This window comes from Mesorhizobium sp. USDA 4132, assembly GCF_056279545.1.
Genome location: NZ_JBWCCP010000001.1, coordinates 3,174,388 through 3,192,222, shown reverse-complemented (window position 1 = coordinate 3,192,222; position 17,835 = coordinate 3,174,388). Strand labels below are relative to the sequence as shown.

General features: G+C 61.4%; 19 protein-coding genes. 12 read left to right on the top strand and 7 right to left on the bottom strand.

Going from position 1 to position 17,835, the window contains the following annotated elements:
- Positions 1 to 4: 4 nt before the first annotated feature.
- Entirely contained in the window at positions 5 to 1,210 is a 1,206-nt protein-coding gene (locus ACZ9IU_RS16325) for a coiled-coil domain-containing protein (RefSeq protein WP_038544627.1), read from the bottom strand.
- A 158-nt stretch (positions 1,211 to 1,368) separates the two neighbouring features.
- Complete coding sequence (locus ACZ9IU_RS16320) at positions 1,369 to 1,962, bottom strand: DUF1134 domain-containing protein (RefSeq protein ID WP_157885158.1); 594 nt, start codon at positions 1,960 to 1,962, stop codon at positions 1,369 to 1,371.
- 185 nt (positions 1,963 to 2,147) lie between these two features.
- On the opposite strand from ACZ9IU_RS16320, the gene chpT reads away from it, so the two are divergent.
- Positions 2,148 to 2,795, top strand: coding sequence for a histidine phosphotransferase ChpT (gene chpT, locus ACZ9IU_RS16315; protein WP_038544625.1), 648 nt, complete (start codon positions 2,148 to 2,150; stop codon positions 2,793 to 2,795).
- 104 nt (positions 2,796 to 2,899) lie between these two features.
- On the top strand, positions 2,900 to 3,262 hold the full coding sequence (locus ACZ9IU_RS16310) for a response regulator (RefSeq protein WP_038544623.1): 363 nt from the start codon (positions 2,900 to 2,902) through the stop codon (positions 3,260 to 3,262).
- A 146-nt stretch (positions 3,263 to 3,408) separates the two neighbouring features.
- Here the strand turns inward: ACZ9IU_RS16310 and ctrA are convergent, their stop codons facing one another.
- On the bottom strand, positions 3,409 to 4,107 hold the full coding sequence (ctrA, locus tag ACZ9IU_RS16305) for a response regulator transcription factor CtrA (protein ID WP_038544621.1): 699 nt from the start codon (positions 4,105 to 4,107) through the stop codon (positions 3,409 to 3,411).
- A gap of 423 nt (positions 4,108 to 4,530) precedes the next feature.
- Here ctrA and ACZ9IU_RS16300 point away from each other — a divergent pair, with 423 nt between their 5' ends.
- A complete protein-coding gene (locus tag ACZ9IU_RS16300; protein WP_007769465.1) occupies positions 4,531 to 4,881 on the top strand; it encodes a hypothetical protein in 351 nt (116 codons plus the stop codon).
- Positions 4,882 to 5,000: 119 nt separating this feature from the next.
- On the opposite strand, the gene ACZ9IU_RS16295 is transcribed toward ACZ9IU_RS16300, so the two are convergent.
- Positions 5,001 to 5,279, bottom strand: a complete 279-nt coding sequence (locus ACZ9IU_RS16295; protein WP_038544619.1) for a GNAT family N-acetyltransferase — start codon at positions 5,277 to 5,279, stop codon at positions 5,001 to 5,003.
- 106 nt (positions 5,280 to 5,385) lie between these two features.
- On the opposite strand from ACZ9IU_RS16295, the gene ACZ9IU_RS16290 reads away from it, so the two are divergent.
- The gene (locus tag ACZ9IU_RS16290; RefSeq protein WP_038544618.1) at positions 5,386 to 5,838 is read left to right on the top strand and encodes a paraquat-inducible protein A; all 453 of its coding nucleotides are present in this window, start codon (positions 5,386 to 5,388) and stop codon (positions 5,836 to 5,838) included.
- 90 nt (positions 5,839 to 5,928) lie between these two features.
- On the opposite strand, the gene sciP is transcribed toward ACZ9IU_RS16290, so the two are convergent.
- From sciP to ACZ9IU_RS16275, 3 genes are all read right to left on the bottom strand, one after another.
- Positions 5,929 to 6,204, bottom strand: a complete 276-nt coding sequence (gene sciP, locus ACZ9IU_RS16285; RefSeq protein ID WP_018327815.1) for a CtrA inhibitor SciP — start codon at positions 6,202 to 6,204, stop codon at positions 5,929 to 5,931.
- 195 nt (positions 6,205 to 6,399) lie between these two features.
- Positions 6,400 to 7,062 (bottom strand): sugar transferase, encoded by a 663-nt coding sequence (locus ACZ9IU_RS16280; protein WP_437179057.1) that lies wholly within the window; start codon positions 7,060 to 7,062, stop codon positions 6,400 to 6,402.
- Positions 7,063 to 7,290: 228 nt separating this feature from the next.
- On the bottom strand, positions 7,291 to 8,322 hold the full coding sequence (locus ACZ9IU_RS16275) for a DUF2793 domain-containing protein (RefSeq protein ID WP_038544612.1): 1,032 nt from the start codon (positions 8,320 to 8,322) through the stop codon (positions 7,291 to 7,293).
- Between the two features lie 238 nt (positions 8,323 to 8,560).
- On the opposite strand from ACZ9IU_RS16275, the gene ACZ9IU_RS16270 reads away from it, so the two are divergent.
- The 8 genes from ACZ9IU_RS16270 (at position 8,561) to ACZ9IU_RS16235 (ending at position 17,814) form a co-directional block, all read left to right on the top strand.
- Positions 8,561 to 9,811 (top strand): sarcosine oxidase subunit beta family protein, encoded by a 1,251-nt coding sequence (locus ACZ9IU_RS16270; protein ID WP_038544610.1) that lies wholly within the window; start codon positions 8,561 to 8,563, stop codon positions 9,809 to 9,811.
- A gap of 12 nt (positions 9,812 to 9,823) precedes the next feature.
- Positions 9,824 to 10,105, top strand: coding sequence for a sarcosine oxidase subunit delta (locus tag ACZ9IU_RS16265; RefSeq protein ID WP_038544608.1), 282 nt, complete (start codon positions 9,824 to 9,826; stop codon positions 10,103 to 10,105).
- Positions 10,102 to 13,059, top strand: a complete 2,958-nt coding sequence (locus tag ACZ9IU_RS16260; RefSeq protein ID WP_038544606.1) for a sarcosine oxidase subunit alpha family protein — start codon at positions 10,102 to 10,104, stop codon at positions 13,057 to 13,059. Before ACZ9IU_RS16265 ends, ACZ9IU_RS16260 begins: the two co-directional genes overlap by 4 nt.
- A 10-nt stretch (positions 13,060 to 13,069) precedes the next feature.
- Complete coding sequence (locus ACZ9IU_RS16255) at positions 13,070 to 13,618, top strand: sarcosine oxidase subunit gamma (protein ID WP_038544605.1); 549 nt, start codon at positions 13,070 to 13,072, stop codon at positions 13,616 to 13,618.
- A gap of 297 nt (positions 13,619 to 13,915) precedes the next feature.
- A complete protein-coding gene (locus ACZ9IU_RS16250) occupies positions 13,916 to 14,818 on the top strand; it encodes a branched-chain amino acid ABC transporter permease (protein ID WP_038544603.1) in 903 nt (300 codons plus the stop codon).
- Position 14,819: 1 nt separating this feature from the next.
- Positions 14,820 to 16,208 (top strand): high-affinity branched-chain amino acid ABC transporter permease LivM, encoded by a 1,389-nt coding sequence (gene livM, locus ACZ9IU_RS16245; RefSeq protein WP_038544602.1) that lies wholly within the window; start codon positions 14,820 to 14,822, stop codon positions 16,206 to 16,208.
- Positions 16,208 to 17,086: an ABC transporter ATP-binding protein gene (locus ACZ9IU_RS16240; RefSeq protein WP_038544599.1), complete on the top strand. Its 879-nt coding sequence runs from the start codon at positions 16,208 to 16,210 to the stop codon at positions 17,084 to 17,086. Before livM ends, ACZ9IU_RS16240 begins: the two co-directional genes overlap by 1 nt.
- Positions 17,086 to 17,814 (top strand): ABC transporter ATP-binding protein, encoded by a 729-nt coding sequence (locus tag ACZ9IU_RS16235; RefSeq protein ID WP_038544597.1) that lies wholly within the window; start codon positions 17,086 to 17,088, stop codon positions 17,812 to 17,814. Before ACZ9IU_RS16240 ends, ACZ9IU_RS16235 begins: the two co-directional genes overlap by 1 nt.
- Positions 17,815 to 17,835: the final 21 nt, after the last annotated feature.

The following is a 17,835-nucleotide window of genomic DNA, read 5'->3' as shown; positions in this document are numbered from 1 at the left end:
AGTCTCAGGTATTCGCGTCCTGGGCGGTAGCGAGCGTCTTCTTCGACTTCGCTGCCAGACTTTCCCGGTTGCCGTTTCCGGATTTGCCGGAGAGGATCTTGTGGATCGGTGAGGACGAACCTTCGGACGCCGCCGTCATCGCCACCATGCTGGCGGCGATCGCGGCGAGCTCCTGGCGAATCGCTTCGTCGCTGCCGCTGTCGTTCTGCAGGCGCTCGGAGAGCGCCATTGCTCTACTGCGGGCATCCTCAGCCATTCTGGCCACGACGGGATCGACGTCGGGTTGTCCGGAAATCCGGGCTTGTCGCGGAGGCGGAGCATGCGGAATTTCACGCAGGTTGATGTCCTCCGGAGTAATCTTCTTTTTCGGCCCCGCCTTTATCACCGGGCGGACGACGGCCGAATCGCGAAGGGCGCGACTGGAATCCCGCGCTTCGGCATTGGCGCCTTTCAGCTTGTCCCGCAACCGACCGATTTCTGCAAGCCGGCGCTCCAGCGTCGTCTCCCTGTCGGCACGGTCGGCAATTTCCTTGGCAAGCTTGTCCTCAAGTCGCTGGACGCGATGCTCTTCCTGGGCGAGCCGAGCCTCGGCGTCCTTGGCGCGGGAGGTCTGCAGCCGGACGTCGTTGCGCAACGTGTCCCGTTCGTCGCGCAAGGCGGTGATCCGGAATTTCAGGTTCTCCACCTCGGTGTCGCGGGTGGAAAGGTCGATCCGGAAGTTGTCGGCGTCGGCTATCATCAAAAGCTGGCGCTGCTGCAGCTTCTCGATCTCCTGATCCTTGGCGGCGACGCTCTGCTCGGCGGTTTCGAGCGCTGCCTTCAACTGCTGAATATAGCTGTCCTCCTGACGCAGGCGCGAGCGGGCGTCGGCGGCCTCGACATCCATGGTGTCGATCTGGGTACGCAGGTCGGTGATTTCGGACAGCAGCTGCCTGGTTTCCTCGGCAAGGCTTTCGCTCCTGATCTGCAGCGCGACCGCCTTGTCTCTTTCCTGGACGAGTTCCTGCTTGGTACGCGCGTTCTCCGCGGCATAGACGGCGCGGGCCATATCTCGCTGGGCGCGGACTTCCTGCGGGCTGATCGGCAGCGTCGCCTTGATACGGTTTTCGGTGTAGCGCACGATGCGATTATGGACCGCCGGGGCAATCAGCATCACTGCAAGTGCGGCGCTCAGGAAACCCAAGCCGAACAGAAGAGCAAACTGAATCACGATGCGGCCGTTTCGCGGTCTGGATGGAAATGCGCTGGCTGTTTAAGCATGGCCGTATTCAACCGGCAAGCGCCCTTCAGGCAGAAGGCGGGATTATGGGGCGCTGCGGTGAAAAACATCAAATCCTCTCCGGTGTCCGGGGAGGATAATGGCAAATTTCAGAAAGGGTTCCAGGTCGGCGACTGGGTGAGCTTCAGATAACCGACGTTGATGCCGAGGCGAGCGCCGAGGCCGGTGCGAATCGGTACCAGGATCACATTGTTGTTGCGCAGCACTGTCATGCCGACGCCGGCGACCACAAAGGCGGAGCCGGACACGCCGCCGAAGCGCGCATAAAGGCTGTTGACCGAGGGAAGGTCGTAGACGAGCATCATCGCTCGTGTGCCTTGGCCGCCGTAATCGATGCCGAGCGAAGGCCCTTGCCAGAACACTGGGTGCTGGCCGGCGTTCTTGGTGTAGAGTTCACCTTCGCCATAGGTCAGACCGGCGATGAAGGCGCCCGACCCTTCCTGGCCGAGGATATAGCCGTTCGGCAGGCCGTATTGCGAAAAGGCCTTCTCGACGACCTTGGCAAGCCCGCCGCTGGTGGAGCCGAAGAAGCCGTGGCCGGCATCGACGATTTCCTGGGCAGAATATTGGTTGGCGCCCTGCTGGGCTGATGCCGGGCCTGCGAAGATCGCGATCACGGCAAACACCGTCGCTGCGAAACGTGCGAGGGCCGAAGGGGTGTGGATGCGCATTGTCAGATCCATGATTGTATCATCCAGGGGCATGCCTTTTGCATCATGCTTAAGGCCCAGCCATTTTGAGGCCATGATCTTAACAATCGGTTTACCAAATATGGTGTCATTATGACCAGGAACATTGCTTCATCCCCGCGCAACCTTCAGATGGCAAGGCGAACGCGGGGGGAGCATTTCCCAAACAGGAGACCTACATGCCGAAGAATCCGAATCTTACCCTTGCCGGGCCAGATCTCGCGGCACTTCTGTGCAGCCGTGTCTGCCATGACGTGATCTCCCCGGTCGGCGCGATCAACAACGGCCTTGAGCTTCTCGACGAAGGTGCCGCCGACGGCGACGCGCTCGACCTCATCCGCACCTCGGCCCTCAACGCCTCTGTGCGCCTCAAGTTTGCCCGCCTCGCATTCGGTGCTTCCGGCTCGGTCGGCGCCTCGATCGACACCGGCGAGGCCGAAAAGGCTGCCAAGGATTTCGCGATCGCCGAAAAGAAGACCGAGGTCACCTGGAACGGCCCGCGGGCTATCATCGCCAAGAACCGGGTCAAGCTGCTCCTCAACCTCTTCCTTGTCGCCTATGCGGGCATTCCTCGCGGCGGCTCGATGGACGTGACGCTTGAAAATCCGGAATACGACGCGAAATTCATCCTCACCATCAAGGGACGGATGATGCGCGTGCCGGCCAAGTTCGTCGAAATCGCCAGCGGCACGCTTGAAGAGCCGATCGATGCCCATTCGATCCAGCCCTATTACACGGTACTGCTCGCGGAAGAGTCCGGCATGGAGCTGAGGCACGTGGTTTCGGAAGACAAGATCGTCTTCATCGCCGAAACTGTGGCTGCCTGAGACGATCTCCGGTTGATTGCTGCCCAAGGGTAACCATTCATTAGTGCCATCCTCCTAATGATAGACGCTTGGAACCAGAGCGGGTTCAGCGTCAGGGGGACACGATGCAGCGTTTAATGATCGCCGACGGATCGGACATCGTACGGACGGTCGGCAAGCGGATCCTGTCGGAACTGGGCTTTCTGGTCGTCGAAGCCGACACCGCGCGCGCGGCGGTGACGCGCTGCAATGCCGAGCTTCCCAATTTCCTGATCGTCGACGCTGGCCTGGAGGGCGCGCTCGAACTCATCGGCACCATCCGGGCGATGCCGAACGGCAAGAGCATCCGCATCTTCTATTGCGTCATAGAGGCGGACCTGAAGAAGATGATGGCCGGCAAGCGCGCCGGTGCGGACGATTTCCTGCTGAAGCCTTTCGATCGCAAGATCCTGACGTCGGTCTTCTCGGCCCTGGCACAGGCGGCCTGATCCACAAGCCGATACGTCTACATCCGCTCGACCCAGGGCAGCCCGCATGGCCGCCGCTTTTCGTTTGAAGTCCGCAAGCAGGTTCAAAACAAAACGTCCGCCGGGCAAGCCAGGCGGACGTTTCGAAAGGGGATCTTCAAGGCAGCTCAGGCGGTTTCGGCGTATTCCGCCTCAGGTTCACGCAGCACGTAGCCGCGGCCCCAGACGGTTTCGATGTAATTTGCGCCGCCGGCGGCATTGGCAAGCTTCTTGCGCAGCTTGCAGATGAAAACGTCGATGATCTTCAGTTCCGGCTCGTCCATGCCGCCGTAAAGGTGGTTCAGGAACATTTCCTTGGTGAGCGTGGTACCCTTGCGGAGCGAAAGGAGCTCCAGCATCTGGTATTCCTTGCCCGTCAGGTGAACGCGCTGGCCGCCGACTTCGACGGTCTTGGCGTCGAGATTGACGATCAGTTCGCCGGTGATGATGATCGACTGTGCATGACCCTTGGAACGGCGGACGATCGCGTGGATGCGAGCGACCAGTTCATCCTTATGGAAGGGCTTGGTCATATAGTCATCGGCGCCGAAACCGAGACCACGGACCTTGTCTTCGATCCCGGCCATGCCGGACAGGATGAGGATCGGTGTTTTGACCTTCGAAAGCCTCAGAGTGCGAAGCACTTCGTAGCCCGACATGTCGGGCAGATTGAGGTCGAGGAGAATGATATCATAGTCGTAAAGCTTGCCGAGATCGACACCTTCCTCACCGAGGTCGGTCGTATAGACGTTAAAGCTTTCCGATTTCAGCATCAGCTCGATGCTCTGGGCAGTCGCGCTGTCATCTTCGATGAGTAGAACCCGCATATTTTTCCCCTTTACCGCCGCGTAAGGTATCTTTGCCCCCTTACTCGATACGGATCCAGACTGAGCCTGATTTGGAAGCTGCCACTAAATGGTTAACAAATTATGATTCAACCTGGCAAGGTTCATGATTTCGTTAAGCAAAATTAGTAGCAACCTGATTTCCCTTTAAGATTGGTCATCACCAAGACTGAATCGGCGGATGAGGAAATTCCGCTAAGTGATTCATTCGACTCATACATTGTCGCGGCCAATTTAGGCCCTGGCATTTACCGACCCTTAAACGATCCGGTTTATCATTAATGATGCCCGTAAACGAAAGGTTAACGCGAAGCTTAATTTATTAACGTCGCGGGAATTTTTTGATCCGGAGTGTACCAATCCGGATACACGGGCCTGGGTCTCGCTATCCACGGAGTATTGCGTATGAAGTCGCGTGACAGCCTGGTTCGCCTGAAAAGTTTTCAGGTCACCGAAAAGCGTCGTCAACTGCAGCAGCTGCAGATGATGATGGCCGAATTCGAGAGAATGTCTAAAGAACTCGAGCATCAGATCACTCTGGAAGAGAAGAAATCCGGGATTACCGACCGGAATCACTTCGCTTATCCGACCTTCGCAAAGGCAGCCCGCCAGCGCGCGGACAACCTTCAGGTCTCGATTCGCGAACTGAAGGTCCAGGAGGAGAGTGCCGAACTGGCGCTCGAGGAAGCGGAAGCAGAATTTGCCAAGGCTTCGGCGCTCGAAGAGCGCGATGGCGGAATGCGCGCCCGCGCTTAACAAAAGCCGGGCGGCATCAACGACGGAATGTCATAATCTGGGGCGGTGCCGCGGTGCCGGGCCCCATTTCCGTTTTTAGTCTTCCGTTAACGTTTGTGATTCGGGCTCCGCATCCCGCGTTAACGAAGAATATCCTGCCAGTCGGGATGGCGTTCCGTCTGGGCCTTGAAGAATGGGCAGAGCGGGATGATCTTCCAGCCGCCCTTGCGGGCTTCTTCCACCGCATGCAATGCCAGCGCCTGGCCGACCCCTTTGCCGCGAAGCTCGTCGGGAACTCCGGTATGATCGACGATGATAAGTTCCGGGGAGGCGCGCGAATAGGTCATTTCCGCATAATGACCTTCGACCTCGGCTACGTAGCGCCCGCCCGACCGCGTCTCTTCATCGGTGATATTCATGATTGTCCCGCTTTTGTCCGTTCGCCAATGGTGTAATACGGGGAGGGCCGGAGGGAAATAGCTTAAACGGCCTCCCAAGGGTGACACATCGTCAACGGAGAAAGCGATGAACTGGCTGCGGCCGCTTCTTCTCGCGCTGGCCACAATCTTCCTGGCGCTCGGGCTCTTCCTGCCGATCATCCGTTTCGAGCGGCTCTATTTCTTCACCGAGACTCCGTCTCTGCTGGAACTCGTCGCGGCGCTGTTCCGGGAGGGAGATGTGGCACTGTCGATGGTGGTCGGGTTGTTTTCGATCGTTTTCCCGATTGGCAAGCTGGCTGGGCTGGCGGTGCAGCTTTCCGGACGGGCGGTGGAGGCGGGATTTTTCCGCCGCGCGATGCCGCATCTTTCGAAATGGTCGATGATGGACGTGATGCTGGTGGCGATCGTCGTCTTCGCCGCGAAGAGCAGCGGCCTGGCTGTTGCGGTCTCGCAGCCTGGCCTCTGGTTCTACGCCGCCTCGGCCATCATCGCCGGACTGCTGCCGTCACTGTCCCGGATCGGATCGGGGCAGAGCTGACCGAATTTTAGAAACCGAAAGGTGCCGTTGCATCCGTTGCAGCGGCACCTTTTGTTTTCCGGTGCGGGCATGGCGCCCGCGAATTCGGCGTCAGTGACGATATTGCTGAATGCGCGTGGTGCGCAGGCCGGCGAGGCCATGATCGTTGATGGAGGACTGCCAGGACAGGAATTCCTCGACGGTGAGCGTGTAACGCTCGCAGGCTTCTTCCAAGCTCAACAGGCCGCCGCGAACCGCGGCTACCACCTCTGCCTTTCGCCGGATGACCCAGCGGCGCGTATTGGCCGGCGGAAGATCGGCGATCGTCAAGGGGCTGCCATCGGGGCCGATGACATATTTTACTCGGGGACGTATCATTTCGGTCATTGGACTCTCTACACAACGCAAGACCACGTCGGTGAGCCTAGCCGCCCAGTTTTAATATTTGACTAAACAGGCCGCAGCATTTGTTCCCACTGTGGCAACAATCGCATTGCGTGTCCCAAGGCAGGACGAAAAAGGCTTCCCGGCCGCTGAAAAGGCGGTGTTTCGATGGTTGGGCAGCCTCGGCGAAGGCGGCGATCAGAAGCCTTCGCCGCCACGAAATTCGGCGAGCAGCGTGCCGAACATGATACGCAGGTCGAGCAAAATAGAGAAATTGTCGATGTAATAGAGGTCGCATGCGATACGGGCGCGCGCCTTGCCGGGGCGATCCGTCGGTCCGCGAAGACCGCGCATCTGTGCAAGGCCGGTCATGCCGGGTCGCATCGAATGGCGGCGATGATAATCTGCAACCAGGTTCTCGTAAGGAATGCCGGCAGCGAGCATGTCGATCGCGTGACAACGCGGTCCGACCAGCGACATGTCGCCTTTCAGGACGTTCAGAAGCTGGGGCAGTTCGTCGATATTGGCCTTGCGGATGAGAGCGCCGACGCGGGTGATGCGCGGGTCGTCGCGCACCGTCTGGGCGATCCCCTTCGCGTCGCCGAGGTCGGTGCGCATCGAACGGAACTTGTAGACCCGGAACCTGCAGCCGTCCTTGCCCCAGCGCGTCTGGGTGAAGAGCACCGGGCCGTCGCTGTCGATGCGGATCGCCAGCGCGACGACCAGCATCAGCGGCAGGAGCAGGATCAGTGCCGAAAGGGAGACGCCGATGTCGATCGCGCGCTTTGCCCCGAGCTGCACGCGATGGCTGCCGCTGGATGCAAGGCGGGTGGATCCAGGGCAGGATTTAGGGGGTGCGATGGATTGCCAGATGCGAGTTGGCGGCAGCTCGCCACGCCGCCTGGCGCTCGACCTGTCGGCGGCGTCGTCATGCAGATCAGGAACACTCAAACCAGCCACCCGTACTCTACCCCCCGAAACCCCTCGAAGCCTCGAGGCAGCGGTGGCCTTTAATAGAACACCTCCCGAGATGAGTCATCAGCCAAGTTAACCTGGCATTAAGAATGAAAAGAACTTTAGATGTTGCTGTTATGACAACATTGCCAAGGATAGCTCTGTTTTTCCGGCGCCCAATTCCAGTTGTGCGGTTCCTGCATGCCCGAGTGTCAGGTAATCTCCGGCGGAAAAGGAAAAAATTCCCGTTGCGGACTGTATCTGTGCTCCACCGGCGATGCCGTTCAACAGAATAAGCGGCTGCGTTGCATTCTGTATCAGGCTGGTCGCATGGCCGGACGACGACAGGACCGCGACATTGAGGGCGACGATGTACAGGCCGTCGGCTGGCACGACGACCCGGTTGCCGCCCCCGGCAACCGCGGTGCCCAGCGAAAGGCCGCCGTGTGCGAGGGCGAAGGTGGTGAAGCCGCTCTGCTGGCCGGCGGTCGGGGCGAAACTGGTGCCGGTGCGGTAAGCGCGGGCGGCCGGCTGGTTCGGTTGCGAAACATGGCCGCCGGGCGAGATCGATAGGCCCGTTTTCCAGGTCGTCCCGTCGCTGACCTTGACGGAGAACTCGGTGTCGCCGGCCAGGCCCATTTCCGCATAACCCGTCCAGTCCGACTGGAAGAGCAGCGAGGCCGTGTCGGTCGAGGCGGCCTTGTTGACCTTGATCTGGTGACCGTTGCCGGCGTGGTTGAACAGGCTCGCCGGCGAGGCGAGGACGAGCCGGTTGGTGCTGTCGGGCGTCGCATTGATGCCGAGTTCGTCGAGGCGGCCGGTCGCGGGCAGAGGGATGTCCTGCCAGAGCGTGCCGGAAAATACTTTCAGCCTTTCGGAAGCGGCAAACCAGGCGCGCCAGCCGACACGTGGCTCTGTAAATGCCCAATAGCCATCCTGCCAGGAGGCAATGTGTCCCGTCTTGCCGGCCCAGGCGCCGGTCGGCGCGGTCGCGACCAGATAACAGGCGCCCTCGGCGGGTGCGCCGGGCGGGTTCTCGAGTTCCTCGGTGATCGTCAGATGCACCAGCGCGTCGAGCCGCAGCAGCGACTCGTTGTGCGTCACGTGTTTCTGGGCCTGCGAGGGCAGGATGAAAGGCATGTTCAGGTTCGCGGTCGTGTCGGCCATGGCTGTCTCCGTTGGGTCGTCCGGGAGTCTAAGGCGGATGGCGGAGGCGGGGAGGCGGAAGCGGCCAAGCCTTTGAAAAGTATGACGTGGGCCTGCGGAAACATGCCCGCTTCGACGCGGCGTGCCTTTGGCGCAACGCCTGCGCGTTTCGTCGCATGCGGGCTTTTCTATGTCCTGATTGCGCTTGTCCTTTGTCTCGCATATGCGAATGTGAGCGCGGCGAGAGACAGGGAAAAGCATGCGTTATTCGGCCTATTCGATCTTCAAGGAAGCGCTGTCCGGCAATCGGATGTGGAAGCCGGCCTGGCGCGAACCGCAGCCGAAACCGCATTACGACGTCATCATCGTCGGCGGCGGCGGGCACGGGCTTGCGACCGCCTACTATCTCGCCAAGGAATTCGGCATCACCAATGTAGCGGTGCTTGAAAAGGGCTATCTCGGCTCCGGCAATGTCGGGCGCAACACGACGATCATCCGCTCCAACTACCTGCTCGAAGGCAACAACCCGTTCTACGAGTTCTCGCTGAAGCTCTGGGAAGGGCTGGAGCGGGATTTCAACTACAATGCCATGGTCTCGCAGCGCGGCATGCTCAACCTCTTCCATTCCGACGGCCAGCGGGACGCCTATGCCCGCAAGGGCAACGGCATGCGCATCCATGGCGTCGACGCCGAACTGCTCGACCGCGAGCAGGTGCGCAGAAAAGCGCCCTATCTCAATTTCGACCACGCCCGTTTCCCGATCATGGGCGCTCTCTACCAGAAGCGCGCCGGTACGGTGCGGCACGATGCGGTCGCTTGGGGTTATGGTCGGGGAGCGGACGCCCGCGGCGTCGACCTGATCCAGCATTGCGAGGTGACGGGTATCCGCCGCGAGAACGGTCTCGTCACCGGTGTCGAGACGACCAGGGGCTTCATCGGCTGCAACAAACTGGCGCTCGCAGCAGCCGGCAACACGACCACCGTCGGGCGGATGGCCGATCTTGAGCTGCCGATCGAGTCGCATGTGCTGCAGGCCTTCGTCTCGGAAGGGCTGAAGCCCGTCGTCGACCACGTCATCACCTATGGTGCCGGCCATTTCTACATATCGCAGTCGGACAAGGGCGGGCTGGTGTTCGGCGCCGAGATCGACTTCTATTCCTCCTATGCGCAGCGTGGCAATCTGCAGACGGTCGAGCACACGATGGAGGAGGGGGTGTCGCTGATCCCCGGCCTGTCGCGCGCCAAGGTCTTGAGAAGCTGGGGCGGCATCATGGACATGTCGATGGACGGATCGCCGATCATCGACCGTACGCCGATCGACAATCTCTATCTGAATTGCGGCTGGTGTTACGGCGGCTTCAAGGCGACGCCGGCCTCCGGTTTCTGTTTCGCCCACCTGATCGCCAAGAACGAGACGCACCACGTCACCCGCTTCATGCGGCTCGACCGGTTCGAGCGCGGCTACACGATCGACGAAGCGGGCCGCGGCCCCCAGCCGAACCTCCACTGAGCAAGATCCCCCATGGCAAGCCTGATCACCTGTCCGCATTGCGGCACCAGACCCAAGGAAGAGTTTTCGATCCGCGGTGCCGCCGCGCCGAAACGCCCTTCGCCGACCGCCAAGGACGAGGCCTGGCACCGTTACGTCTATATCCGGGACAATCCGAAAGGGCGCTATCAGGAGTATTGGCACCATGTCGCCGGCTGCCGCCGCTTTCTGGTGGTCGAGCGCGACAACCTCACTCATGAGGTTTTCGGCGTGACCGACGCTTCGGAATTCAAGTGGGCGGGAGCTGCCGAATGACCTCCTATCGTCTCGGGTCCGGCGGCGCGATCAATCGCGGCCAATCGCTCAGCTTCACCTTCGACGGCCAGACCTACAAGGGGTTCGAGGGCGATACGCTCGCCTCGGCGCTGCTTGCCAACGATCAGATGCTGATCGCCCGCAGCTTCAAGTACCATCGCCCGCGCGGCGTGGTGACGGCAGGCTCCGCCGAGCCCAACGCGCTGATGACGATCGGGTCCGGCGCGCGGGCCGAGCCAAACGCCCGTGCGACGACGGTCGAGCTCTACAATGGTCTTGCCGCTGCAAGTCAGAACCGCTGGCCATCGCTGAAACACGATTTTGGCGCCGTGAATGATCTCTTGTCGCCGTTCCTCGGTGCAGGTTTCTACTACAAGACCTTCATGTGGCCGGGCGTGCTCTGGGAAAAACTCTACGAGCCGCTGATCCGCCGAGCCGCGGGGCTTGGCAAGGCCACGATGCTGGCGGATCCCGACCGCTACGAAAAATCCTGGGCGCATTGCGACTTGCTGGTGATCGGCGCAGGGCCGACCGGTCTGATGGCGGCGCTTGCGGCGGGCAGGGCTGGGGCGCGGGTCATCCTGGCGGACGAAGGCTTCAGGTTCGGAGGTTCGCTGCTGTCGGAAAGCGCCACGGTCGGCGGTCGGCCGGCTGCGGAATTTACGGCTGACGTCGTCGCGGAACTGGCGTCGCTGCCGAATGTGACGCTGATGCCGCGCACGACCGTGTTCGGCTGGTATGACGACATGGTGTTCGGCGCCGTCGAGCGGGTACAGAAACACGTGGCCTCGCCATCGCCGGACCTGCCGATGGAGCGGCTGTGGCGCGTCGTCGCCAAGCAGGCGATCCTTGCCACTGGTGCCGAAGAGAGGCCGCTGGTCTTCGGCGGCAACGACAAGCCGGGCGTGATGACGGCCGGGGCTGCGCGCACCTATCTCAACCGCTACGGCGTTGCCGTCGGCGGCAAGGTCGCGGTCTTCACCAATGGCGGCTCCGGGTACCGCACCGCCGCCGACCTCCTCGCTCAGGGTATCGACGTCACCGCGATCATCGATGCGCGGCCGCAATCGGCCGACCCGGTGCCGGAGAGTGTCCGCGTCATCCGCAGCGGCTCGGTGATCGCGACCAGGGGACGCCACCGGATCGAGGGGCTGATCGTCGAGCGCTCCGGGTTCGAGGAGGCGATCGACTGTGATGCGCTGGCGATGTCCGGCGGCTGGTCGCCGATCGTGCATCTGATGTGCCAGCGCGGCGCCAAGCCGGTGTGGTCGGACGAGAAGCAGGCGTTTCTGGCGCCCGGCGTCGGCGGCGCTTTCGTGGCGGCTGGTTCGGCTGCCGGCCATGCGTTGATCGGGGATTGCCTGAAGGACGGTTCGGCCAAGGCGCATGCCGCACTCGAGGCGCTGGGCAGGCTGGTGGGCGCGCTTGAAACGCCCGAGGTCGAGGGCGAATACGATCCGTCCTTCGTGCCGCTCTGGTACGTGCCGGGTGCCCGGGACAAGGCCTTCGTCGATTTCCAGAACGATGTGCATGTCGGCGATCTCGGCCTCGCCCAGCGGGAAGGTTTTCGCCATATCGAGCACACCAAGCGTTACACGACCGCCGGCATGGCGACCGACCAGGGCAAGCTCGGCAACGTCAACGCGGCCGGAATCGTCGCCGGCATGCGCGGGGTGTCGCCTGCCGAGATCGGCACCACCACATTCCGGCCGTTCTACACACCGGTCTCGTTCGGCGCTCTCGCCGGCACTGCGCGGGCCGAACATGCGGCTCCGGTGCGCACCTCGCCGCTGCATAACTGGGCGCGGAAGAATGGTGCGACCTTCGTGGACTCAGGCCTCTGGTACCGTTCCGCCTGGTTCCCGCGGGAGGGCGAAAAGACCTGGCGGGAGAGCGTCGATCGCGAGGTCCTGAACGTCCGCTCCAACGCGGGGCTCTGCGACGTCTCCACCCTCGGCAAGATCGAGATCTTTGGCGCAGGGGCGGCGGAATTCCTCGACCGCATCTATTCGAACGGCTTTCTCAAGCTGCCTGTCGGAAGGGCCCGCTACGGGCTGATGCTGCGCGAGGACGGTATCGTCTTCGACGACGGAACAGCGAGCCGGCTTTCCGAAAACCACTATGTCATGACCACGACGACGGCCTATGCCGCGGACGTGCTCGCACATCTGGAATTCTCGGCGCAGACCTTCTGGCCGGAACTCGACGTGCGCTTCGCCTCCTCGACGGATCAATGGGCGCAGATGTCGCTTGCCGGGCCGAAGGCGCGAATCATCATGAGCCGCGTGGTGCAGGACGATATTTCCGACGCGGCCTTCCCCTTCCTGGCTGCCCGGGACGTGACGCTCCGCGGCGGCCTGAAGGCCCGCCTTTTCCGCATCTCCTTCTCGGGCGAGCTCGCCTACGAGCTTGCGGTTCCGGCCGGCTACGGCGAGGCCGTTGCCGATGCGGTCATGGATGCAGGGCATGAGGAAGGGATCTGCGCTTATGGCGTCGAGGCGCTCAACGTGCTGCGCGTCGAGAAGGGGCATGTCACCCATAGCGAGCTCGATGGCCGCACCACGGCGGACGATGTCGGGCTCGGCCGGATGATGGCGATGCAGAAGCCGGATTTCATCGGCAAGCGGCTCTCCACGCGATTCGGGTTGACGGCCGCCGACCGGCTGCAGCTCGTGGGTCTGAAGCCGGTCGAGGCCGACAAGGAGATCAAGGCCGGTGCGCATCTCCTGAAGGATGGTGCAAAGCCCTCCCTCGCCAACGACCAGGGCTTTGTCTCGTCGGCTTGTTTTTCGCCAACGCTCGGGCATTTCATCGCGCTCGCCATGCTGAAATCCGGGCGCGAGCGGATCGGCGAACGGATCATGGTCTGGGACGGGTTGCGCGGTTCGGAAGTGCTCGCGCAAGTCTGTCCGCCGGTCTTCGTCGATCCCGAAAACAGCAAACTGCATCTCTGAGGGCTGCCTGATGTCGATCAACCTTCTCCACCGGCATGTCCTCGAGGATCATATTTCCGGTTTCGAGACGGATCCCAATCCGAACCACCTCGCCATCATTCGCCGGCCGGTGATCTTCACCGTTCTCGCCCATACAGGCCAGGAGGCCGCCGTCGCCGAGGCCCTGTGGAATGCTCCGGATGTGGCGCCGCGCTTCTGCAGCCCGTCCGAATGGCTTGCCGTGTCGCGGACGGTCGGGGCCGAGACGGTCGCCGGCATGCTGTCCGAAATCGCGGGCGCATCCGTGGTCGACCAGAGCGACGGCCGGGTCTTGATGGAGATCTCCGGCCCGAGCGTGCGAAAGATACTGGCCAAATGCGTGGCGATCGATCTGCATCCGGAGGTGTTCGAGGAGGGTCATTCCGCCGCGATGTTGTGCTGCCACGCTGAGGTAAATGTCGCGCGCACCGGTGCCGACACGTTCGAGATCATCGTGCCGCGCTCGCTTGCCGGATCAGTTTTCGAGGAGCTGATGGAGATGGGCCGCGAGCATGCACTGACCCGCGGCTTCGTGGACTGAGCGCCGAGCCTGCAGGGCGAGGGTCGAATCTGAATTTAACGTTAACCGCGGGACGATCTTTAATTTCGAAAACCGGGCGCCTTGGCTAATTTTTCGACAGAAGCTGCCGGTTTTTTGGAATTTCTGATCTTTGTGTTGCCAGATTGTTGAGAAGTGCTGCGATTTTGTCGGTCTCGCGGCTTTTTGTCTTCCCATTCCTTACGAAAACGTTATGGAATGCGCCAAAGAACGTAAGAACCCGCAAGGGGCAAATAAACGAGATGCGACCCTTCCGGGATCGCATCCAGGGGAAAATATATGGAGTATTTTATCCAGCAGCTCATCAACGGGCTGACTCTTGGATCCATCTATGGCCTTGTCGCAATCGGCTATACGATGGTTTATGGCATCATCGGCATGATCAACTTCGCCCATGGCGATATTTTCATGCTTGGCGGCTTTGCCGCTCTCATCGTCTTCCTGATCGCAACCTCCTTCTTCGCCGGCATTCCGGTGGCGTTGCTTCTGCTGCTGATGTTACTCGTCGGCATGCTGATGACGGGGTTGTGGAACTGGACGATCGAGCGGGTCGCTTACCGGCCGTTGCGGGGATCCTTCCGGCTTGCGCCGCTGATCACCGCGATCGGCATGTCGATCGTGCTGTCCAACTTCATCCAGGTGACGCAGGGCCCGCGCAACAAGCCGATCCCGCCGATGGTGACCGACGTCTTCCATATCGGCGGCATCACCATATCGCTGAAGCAGGTGCTCATCGTCATCATCACGGCGGTGCTGCTGTTCGCCTTCTGGTACATCGTCAACAAGACGCCGCTCGGCCGCGCCCAGCGGGCGACCGAGCAGGACCGCAAGATGGCGGCGCTGCTCGGCGTTGATGTCGACCGGACGATCTCGATCACCTTCATCATGGGTGCAGCGCTCGCGGCGGTCGCCGGTGGCATGTATCTGATGTATTATGGCGTCGCCTCGTTCAACGACGGCTTCATCCCAGGCGTCAAGGCGTTCACCGCAGCGGTTCTCGGCGGCATCGGGTCGTTGCCGGGTGCTGTTCTCGGCGGGCTTCTGATCGGCCTCATCGAGTCGCTGTGGTCGGCCTATTTCTCCATCGCCTACAAGGACGTCGCCACGTTTGCGATCCTCGCTTTCGTGCTGATCTTCAAGCCGACCGGCATTCTCGGTCGGCCGGAAGTGGAGAAGGTGTAACATGACAGCTTCCACCGAAACCGGTCACCCGAACGTGCTTGCCAAGGCGGTACGGGAAGGACTGTTTGCCGGCGTCATCGCCTTTTTCATGTTCCTGCTGTTCGTCGGCATCGAGACCTACCAGGACATCAACAACGCCCTCGTCTGGCGCACCCGCTGGGGCCTGCTGGCGATCTTCGTGGTTGTTGCGGCGGTCGGTCGCTTCCTGACGGTCGGTGTCATCAAGCCGCATGTCGACCGTCGCAAGCTCGCCAAGGCGAAGAGCGGCGTTCTGGAAATTTCCGAGAACAAGAGCTTCTTCCACCGGCATTTCCTCAAGATCGCGCTGGTTTTCCTGCTGGTCTATCCCTTCCTGTCGCTGCTGATCGTCGGCAAGCAGGGCTCGCTGAAATATGTCGACAATTTCGGCATCCAGATCCTCATCTACGTGATGCTCGCCTGGGGCCTGAACATCGTCGTCGGCCTCGCCGGACTGCTCGACCTCGGTTATGTCGCCTTCTATGCGGTCGGCGCCTATTCTTATGCGCTGCTGTCCTCCTATTTTGGCCTGTCCTTCTGGCTGCTCTTGCCGATGTCGGGTATTCTTGCAGCACTCTGGGGGATCATTCTCGGCTTCCCGGTTCTGAGGCTGAGGGGCGACTATCTCGCCATCGTGACGCTCGCCTTCGGTGAAATCATCCGCCTTGTGCTGATCAACTGGACCGACGTGACCAAGGGAACATTCGGGATTTCGGGTATCGCCAAGGCTTCGTTCTTCGGCATCTGGTCCTTCGATACCGGCAGCGCGAACAGTTTCGTCAAGGCCTGGGGCCTGTCGGCTTCCTCGGTCTATTACAAGATATTCCTGTTCTACATCATCCTGGCGCTCTGCATGCTCACCGCCTACGTCACCATCCGGCTTCGGCGCATGCCGATCGGCCGAGCCTGGGAAGCGTTGCGCGAGGACGAGATCGCCTGCCGTTCGCTCGGCATCAATACCGTCACCACCAAGCTGACCGCCTTTGCGACCGGCGCGATGTTCGGAGGGGTGGCTGGCTCCTTCTTCGCCACCCGCCAGGGCTTCGTGTCGCCGGAAAGCTTCGTCTTCCTGGAATCGGCCGTGATCCTGGCAATCGTCGTTCTCGGCGGCATGGGCTCGCTGACCGGCATTGCCATCGCCGCGGTGGTGATGGTGGGCGGTACCGAGGTGCTGCGCGAAATGTCCTTCCTCAAGGCCGTGTTCGGACCGGACTTCACCCCTGAACTCTACCGCATGCTGCTCTTCGGTCTGGCGATGATCATCGTCATGCTGTTCAAGCCGCGCGGCTTCGTCGGATCGCGAGAACCGACTGCCTTCCTCAAGGAGCGCCGGGCGGTTTCAGGAAGCTTTACCAAGGAGGGCCACGGCTGATGGCTCCCGGAACGACGACTATGACGAGTGGCATTGCTGGCGATACGATCCTCAAGGTCGAGCATCTGTCGATGAAGTTTGGCGGCCTGATGGCCATCAACGATCTGTCGCTGGAAGTGCGGCGCGGCGAGATCACCGCGCTGATCGGCCCGAACGGCGCCGGCAAGACGACGGTGTTCAACTGCATCACCGGCTTCTACAAACCGACCATGGGCATGCTCACCCTGCAGCGCAGGGACGGCAAGGAATTCCTGCTGGAACGCCTGCGCGACTTCGAGATCCCCAAGCTGGCCGGCGTCGCCCGCACGTTCCAGAACATCCGCCTGTTCTCGGGCCTGACGGTGCTCGAAAACCTGCTGGTCGCGCAGCACAATGCCTTGATGAAGGCATCGGGCTACACGATCCTCGGGCTTCTCGGCCTGCCGGCCTATAGCAGGGCCGTCGATGCCTCGATCGAGAAGGCGAAGTACTGGCTCGACAAGGCCGATCTGACCGATCGCGCCGACGATCCCGCCGGCGATCTTCCCTATGGCGCTCAGCGGCGGCTCGAAATCGCTCGCGCGATGTGCACCAATCCGGAACTGCTATGCCTCGACGAGCCGGCGGCCGGCCTCAACCCGCGCGAATCGGCGGCTCTCAACACGCTCCTGCACCAGATCCGTGACGAGGGCGCTTCGATCCTGCTGATCGAGCACGACATGTCGGTGGTCATGGAGATTTCCGACCATGTCGTGGTGCTGGAATATGGGCAGAAGATTTCCGACGGCTCGCCGGACCATGTGAAGAACGACCCACGAGTGATCGCCGCGTATCTCGGCGTCGAGGATGACGAGGTGGAAGAGGTGATTGCGGTAGAACTCGAGGGGGGCAATCACTGATGGCGGCCGAGAACCTTCTGAAAGTCGAGGCTGTCGAGACTTATTACGGCAATATCCGTGCACTCGCAGGCGTCGATGTCGAAGTCAACAAGGGCGAGATCGTCAGCCTTATCGGTGCCAACGGTGCCGGCAAGTCGACGCTGATGATGACCATCTGCGGCAGCCCGCAGGCCCGAGCCGGCTCGATCATCTTCGACGGCGAGGACATCACCAAGCTGCCGACGCATTTGATCGCGCGGCGCCGCATCGCCCAGTCTCCCGAAGGCCGGCGCATCTTTCCGCGCATGACCGTCTACGAGAACCTGCAGATGGGGGCCGGCCTCGACAACCTCAAATATTTCAACGAGGACGTCGAGAAGATCTTCACGCTCTTCCCGCGCCTCAAGGAACGCCAGAGCCAGCGCGGAGGGACGCTTTCGGGCGGTGAACAGCAGATGCTGTCGATCGGGCGCGCGCTGATGGCCCGGCCGAAGCTGCTCCTGCTCGACGAACCTTCGCTGGGCCTGGCGCCGCTGATCGTCAAGGGCATTTTCGAGGCGATCAAGAAGCTGAACCAGGAAGAGGGCCTGACCGTCTTCCTCGTCGAGCAGAACGCGTTCGCGGCTTTGAAGCTCTCCGACCGCGGTTATGTGATGGTCAACGGCAAGGTGACGATGAGCGGTTCCGGAAAAGAACTTCTCGCCAATCCGGAAGTGCGCGCCGCTTACCTTGAAGGTGGACGGCATTGATCGCAAAGGTTGTGATTTTGA

What these genes read in the sequence shown, in the direction of transcription:
- ACZ9IU_RS16320 (WP_157885158.1), bottom strand. Translation starts at nt 1,962, where the DNA reads ATGGATCTGACAATGCGCATCCACACCCCTTCGGCCCTCGCACGTTTC.
- chpT (WP_038544625.1), top strand. Translation starts at nt 2,148, where the DNA reads ATGCCGAAGAATCCGAATCTTACCCTTGCCGGGCCAGATCTCGCGGCA.
- ACZ9IU_RS16310 (WP_038544623.1), top strand. Translation starts at nt 2,900, where the DNA reads ATGCAGCGTTTAATGATCGCCGACGGATCGGACATCGTACGGACGGTC.
- ctrA (WP_038544621.1), bottom strand. Translation starts at nt 4,107, where the DNA reads ATGCGGGTTCTACTCATCGAAGATGACAGCGCGACTGCCCAGAGCATC.
- ACZ9IU_RS16300 (WP_007769465.1), top strand. Translation starts at nt 4,531, where the DNA reads ATGAAGTCGCGTGACAGCCTGGTTCGCCTGAAAAGTTTTCAGGTCACC.
- ACZ9IU_RS16295 (WP_038544619.1), bottom strand. Translation starts at nt 5,279, where the DNA reads ATGAATATCACCGATGAAGAGACGCGGTCGGGCGGGCGCTACGTAGCC.
- ACZ9IU_RS16290 (WP_038544618.1), top strand. Translation starts at nt 5,386, where the DNA reads ATGAACTGGCTGCGGCCGCTTCTTCTCGCGCTGGCCACAATCTTCCTG.
- sciP (WP_018327815.1), bottom strand. Translation starts at nt 6,204, where the DNA reads ATGACCGAAATGATACGTCCCCGAGTAAAATATGTCATCGGCCCCGAT.
- ACZ9IU_RS16275 (WP_038544612.1), bottom strand. Translation starts at nt 8,322, where the DNA reads ATGGCCGACACGACCGCGAACCTGAACATGCCTTTCATCCTGCCCTCG.
- ACZ9IU_RS16270 (WP_038544610.1), top strand. Translation starts at nt 8,561, where the DNA reads ATGCGTTATTCGGCCTATTCGATCTTCAAGGAAGCGCTGTCCGGCAAT.
- ACZ9IU_RS16265 (WP_038544608.1), top strand. Translation starts at nt 9,824, where the DNA reads ATGGCAAGCCTGATCACCTGTCCGCATTGCGGCACCAGACCCAAGGAA.
- ACZ9IU_RS16260 (WP_038544606.1), top strand. Translation starts at nt 10,102, where the DNA reads ATGACCTCCTATCGTCTCGGGTCCGGCGGCGCGATCAATCGCGGCCAA.
- ACZ9IU_RS16255 (WP_038544605.1), top strand. Translation starts at nt 13,070, where the DNA reads ATGTCGATCAACCTTCTCCACCGGCATGTCCTCGAGGATCATATTTCC.
- ACZ9IU_RS16250 (WP_038544603.1), top strand. Translation starts at nt 13,916, where the DNA reads ATGGAGTATTTTATCCAGCAGCTCATCAACGGGCTGACTCTTGGATCC.
- livM (WP_038544602.1), top strand. Translation starts at nt 14,820, where the DNA reads ATGACAGCTTCCACCGAAACCGGTCACCCGAACGTGCTTGCCAAGGCG.
- ACZ9IU_RS16240 (WP_038544599.1), top strand. Translation starts at nt 16,208, where the DNA reads ATGGCTCCCGGAACGACGACTATGACGAGTGGCATTGCTGGCGATACG.
- ACZ9IU_RS16235 (WP_038544597.1), top strand. Translation starts at nt 17,086, where the DNA reads ATGGCGGCCGAGAACCTTCTGAAAGTCGAGGCTGTCGAGACTTATTAC.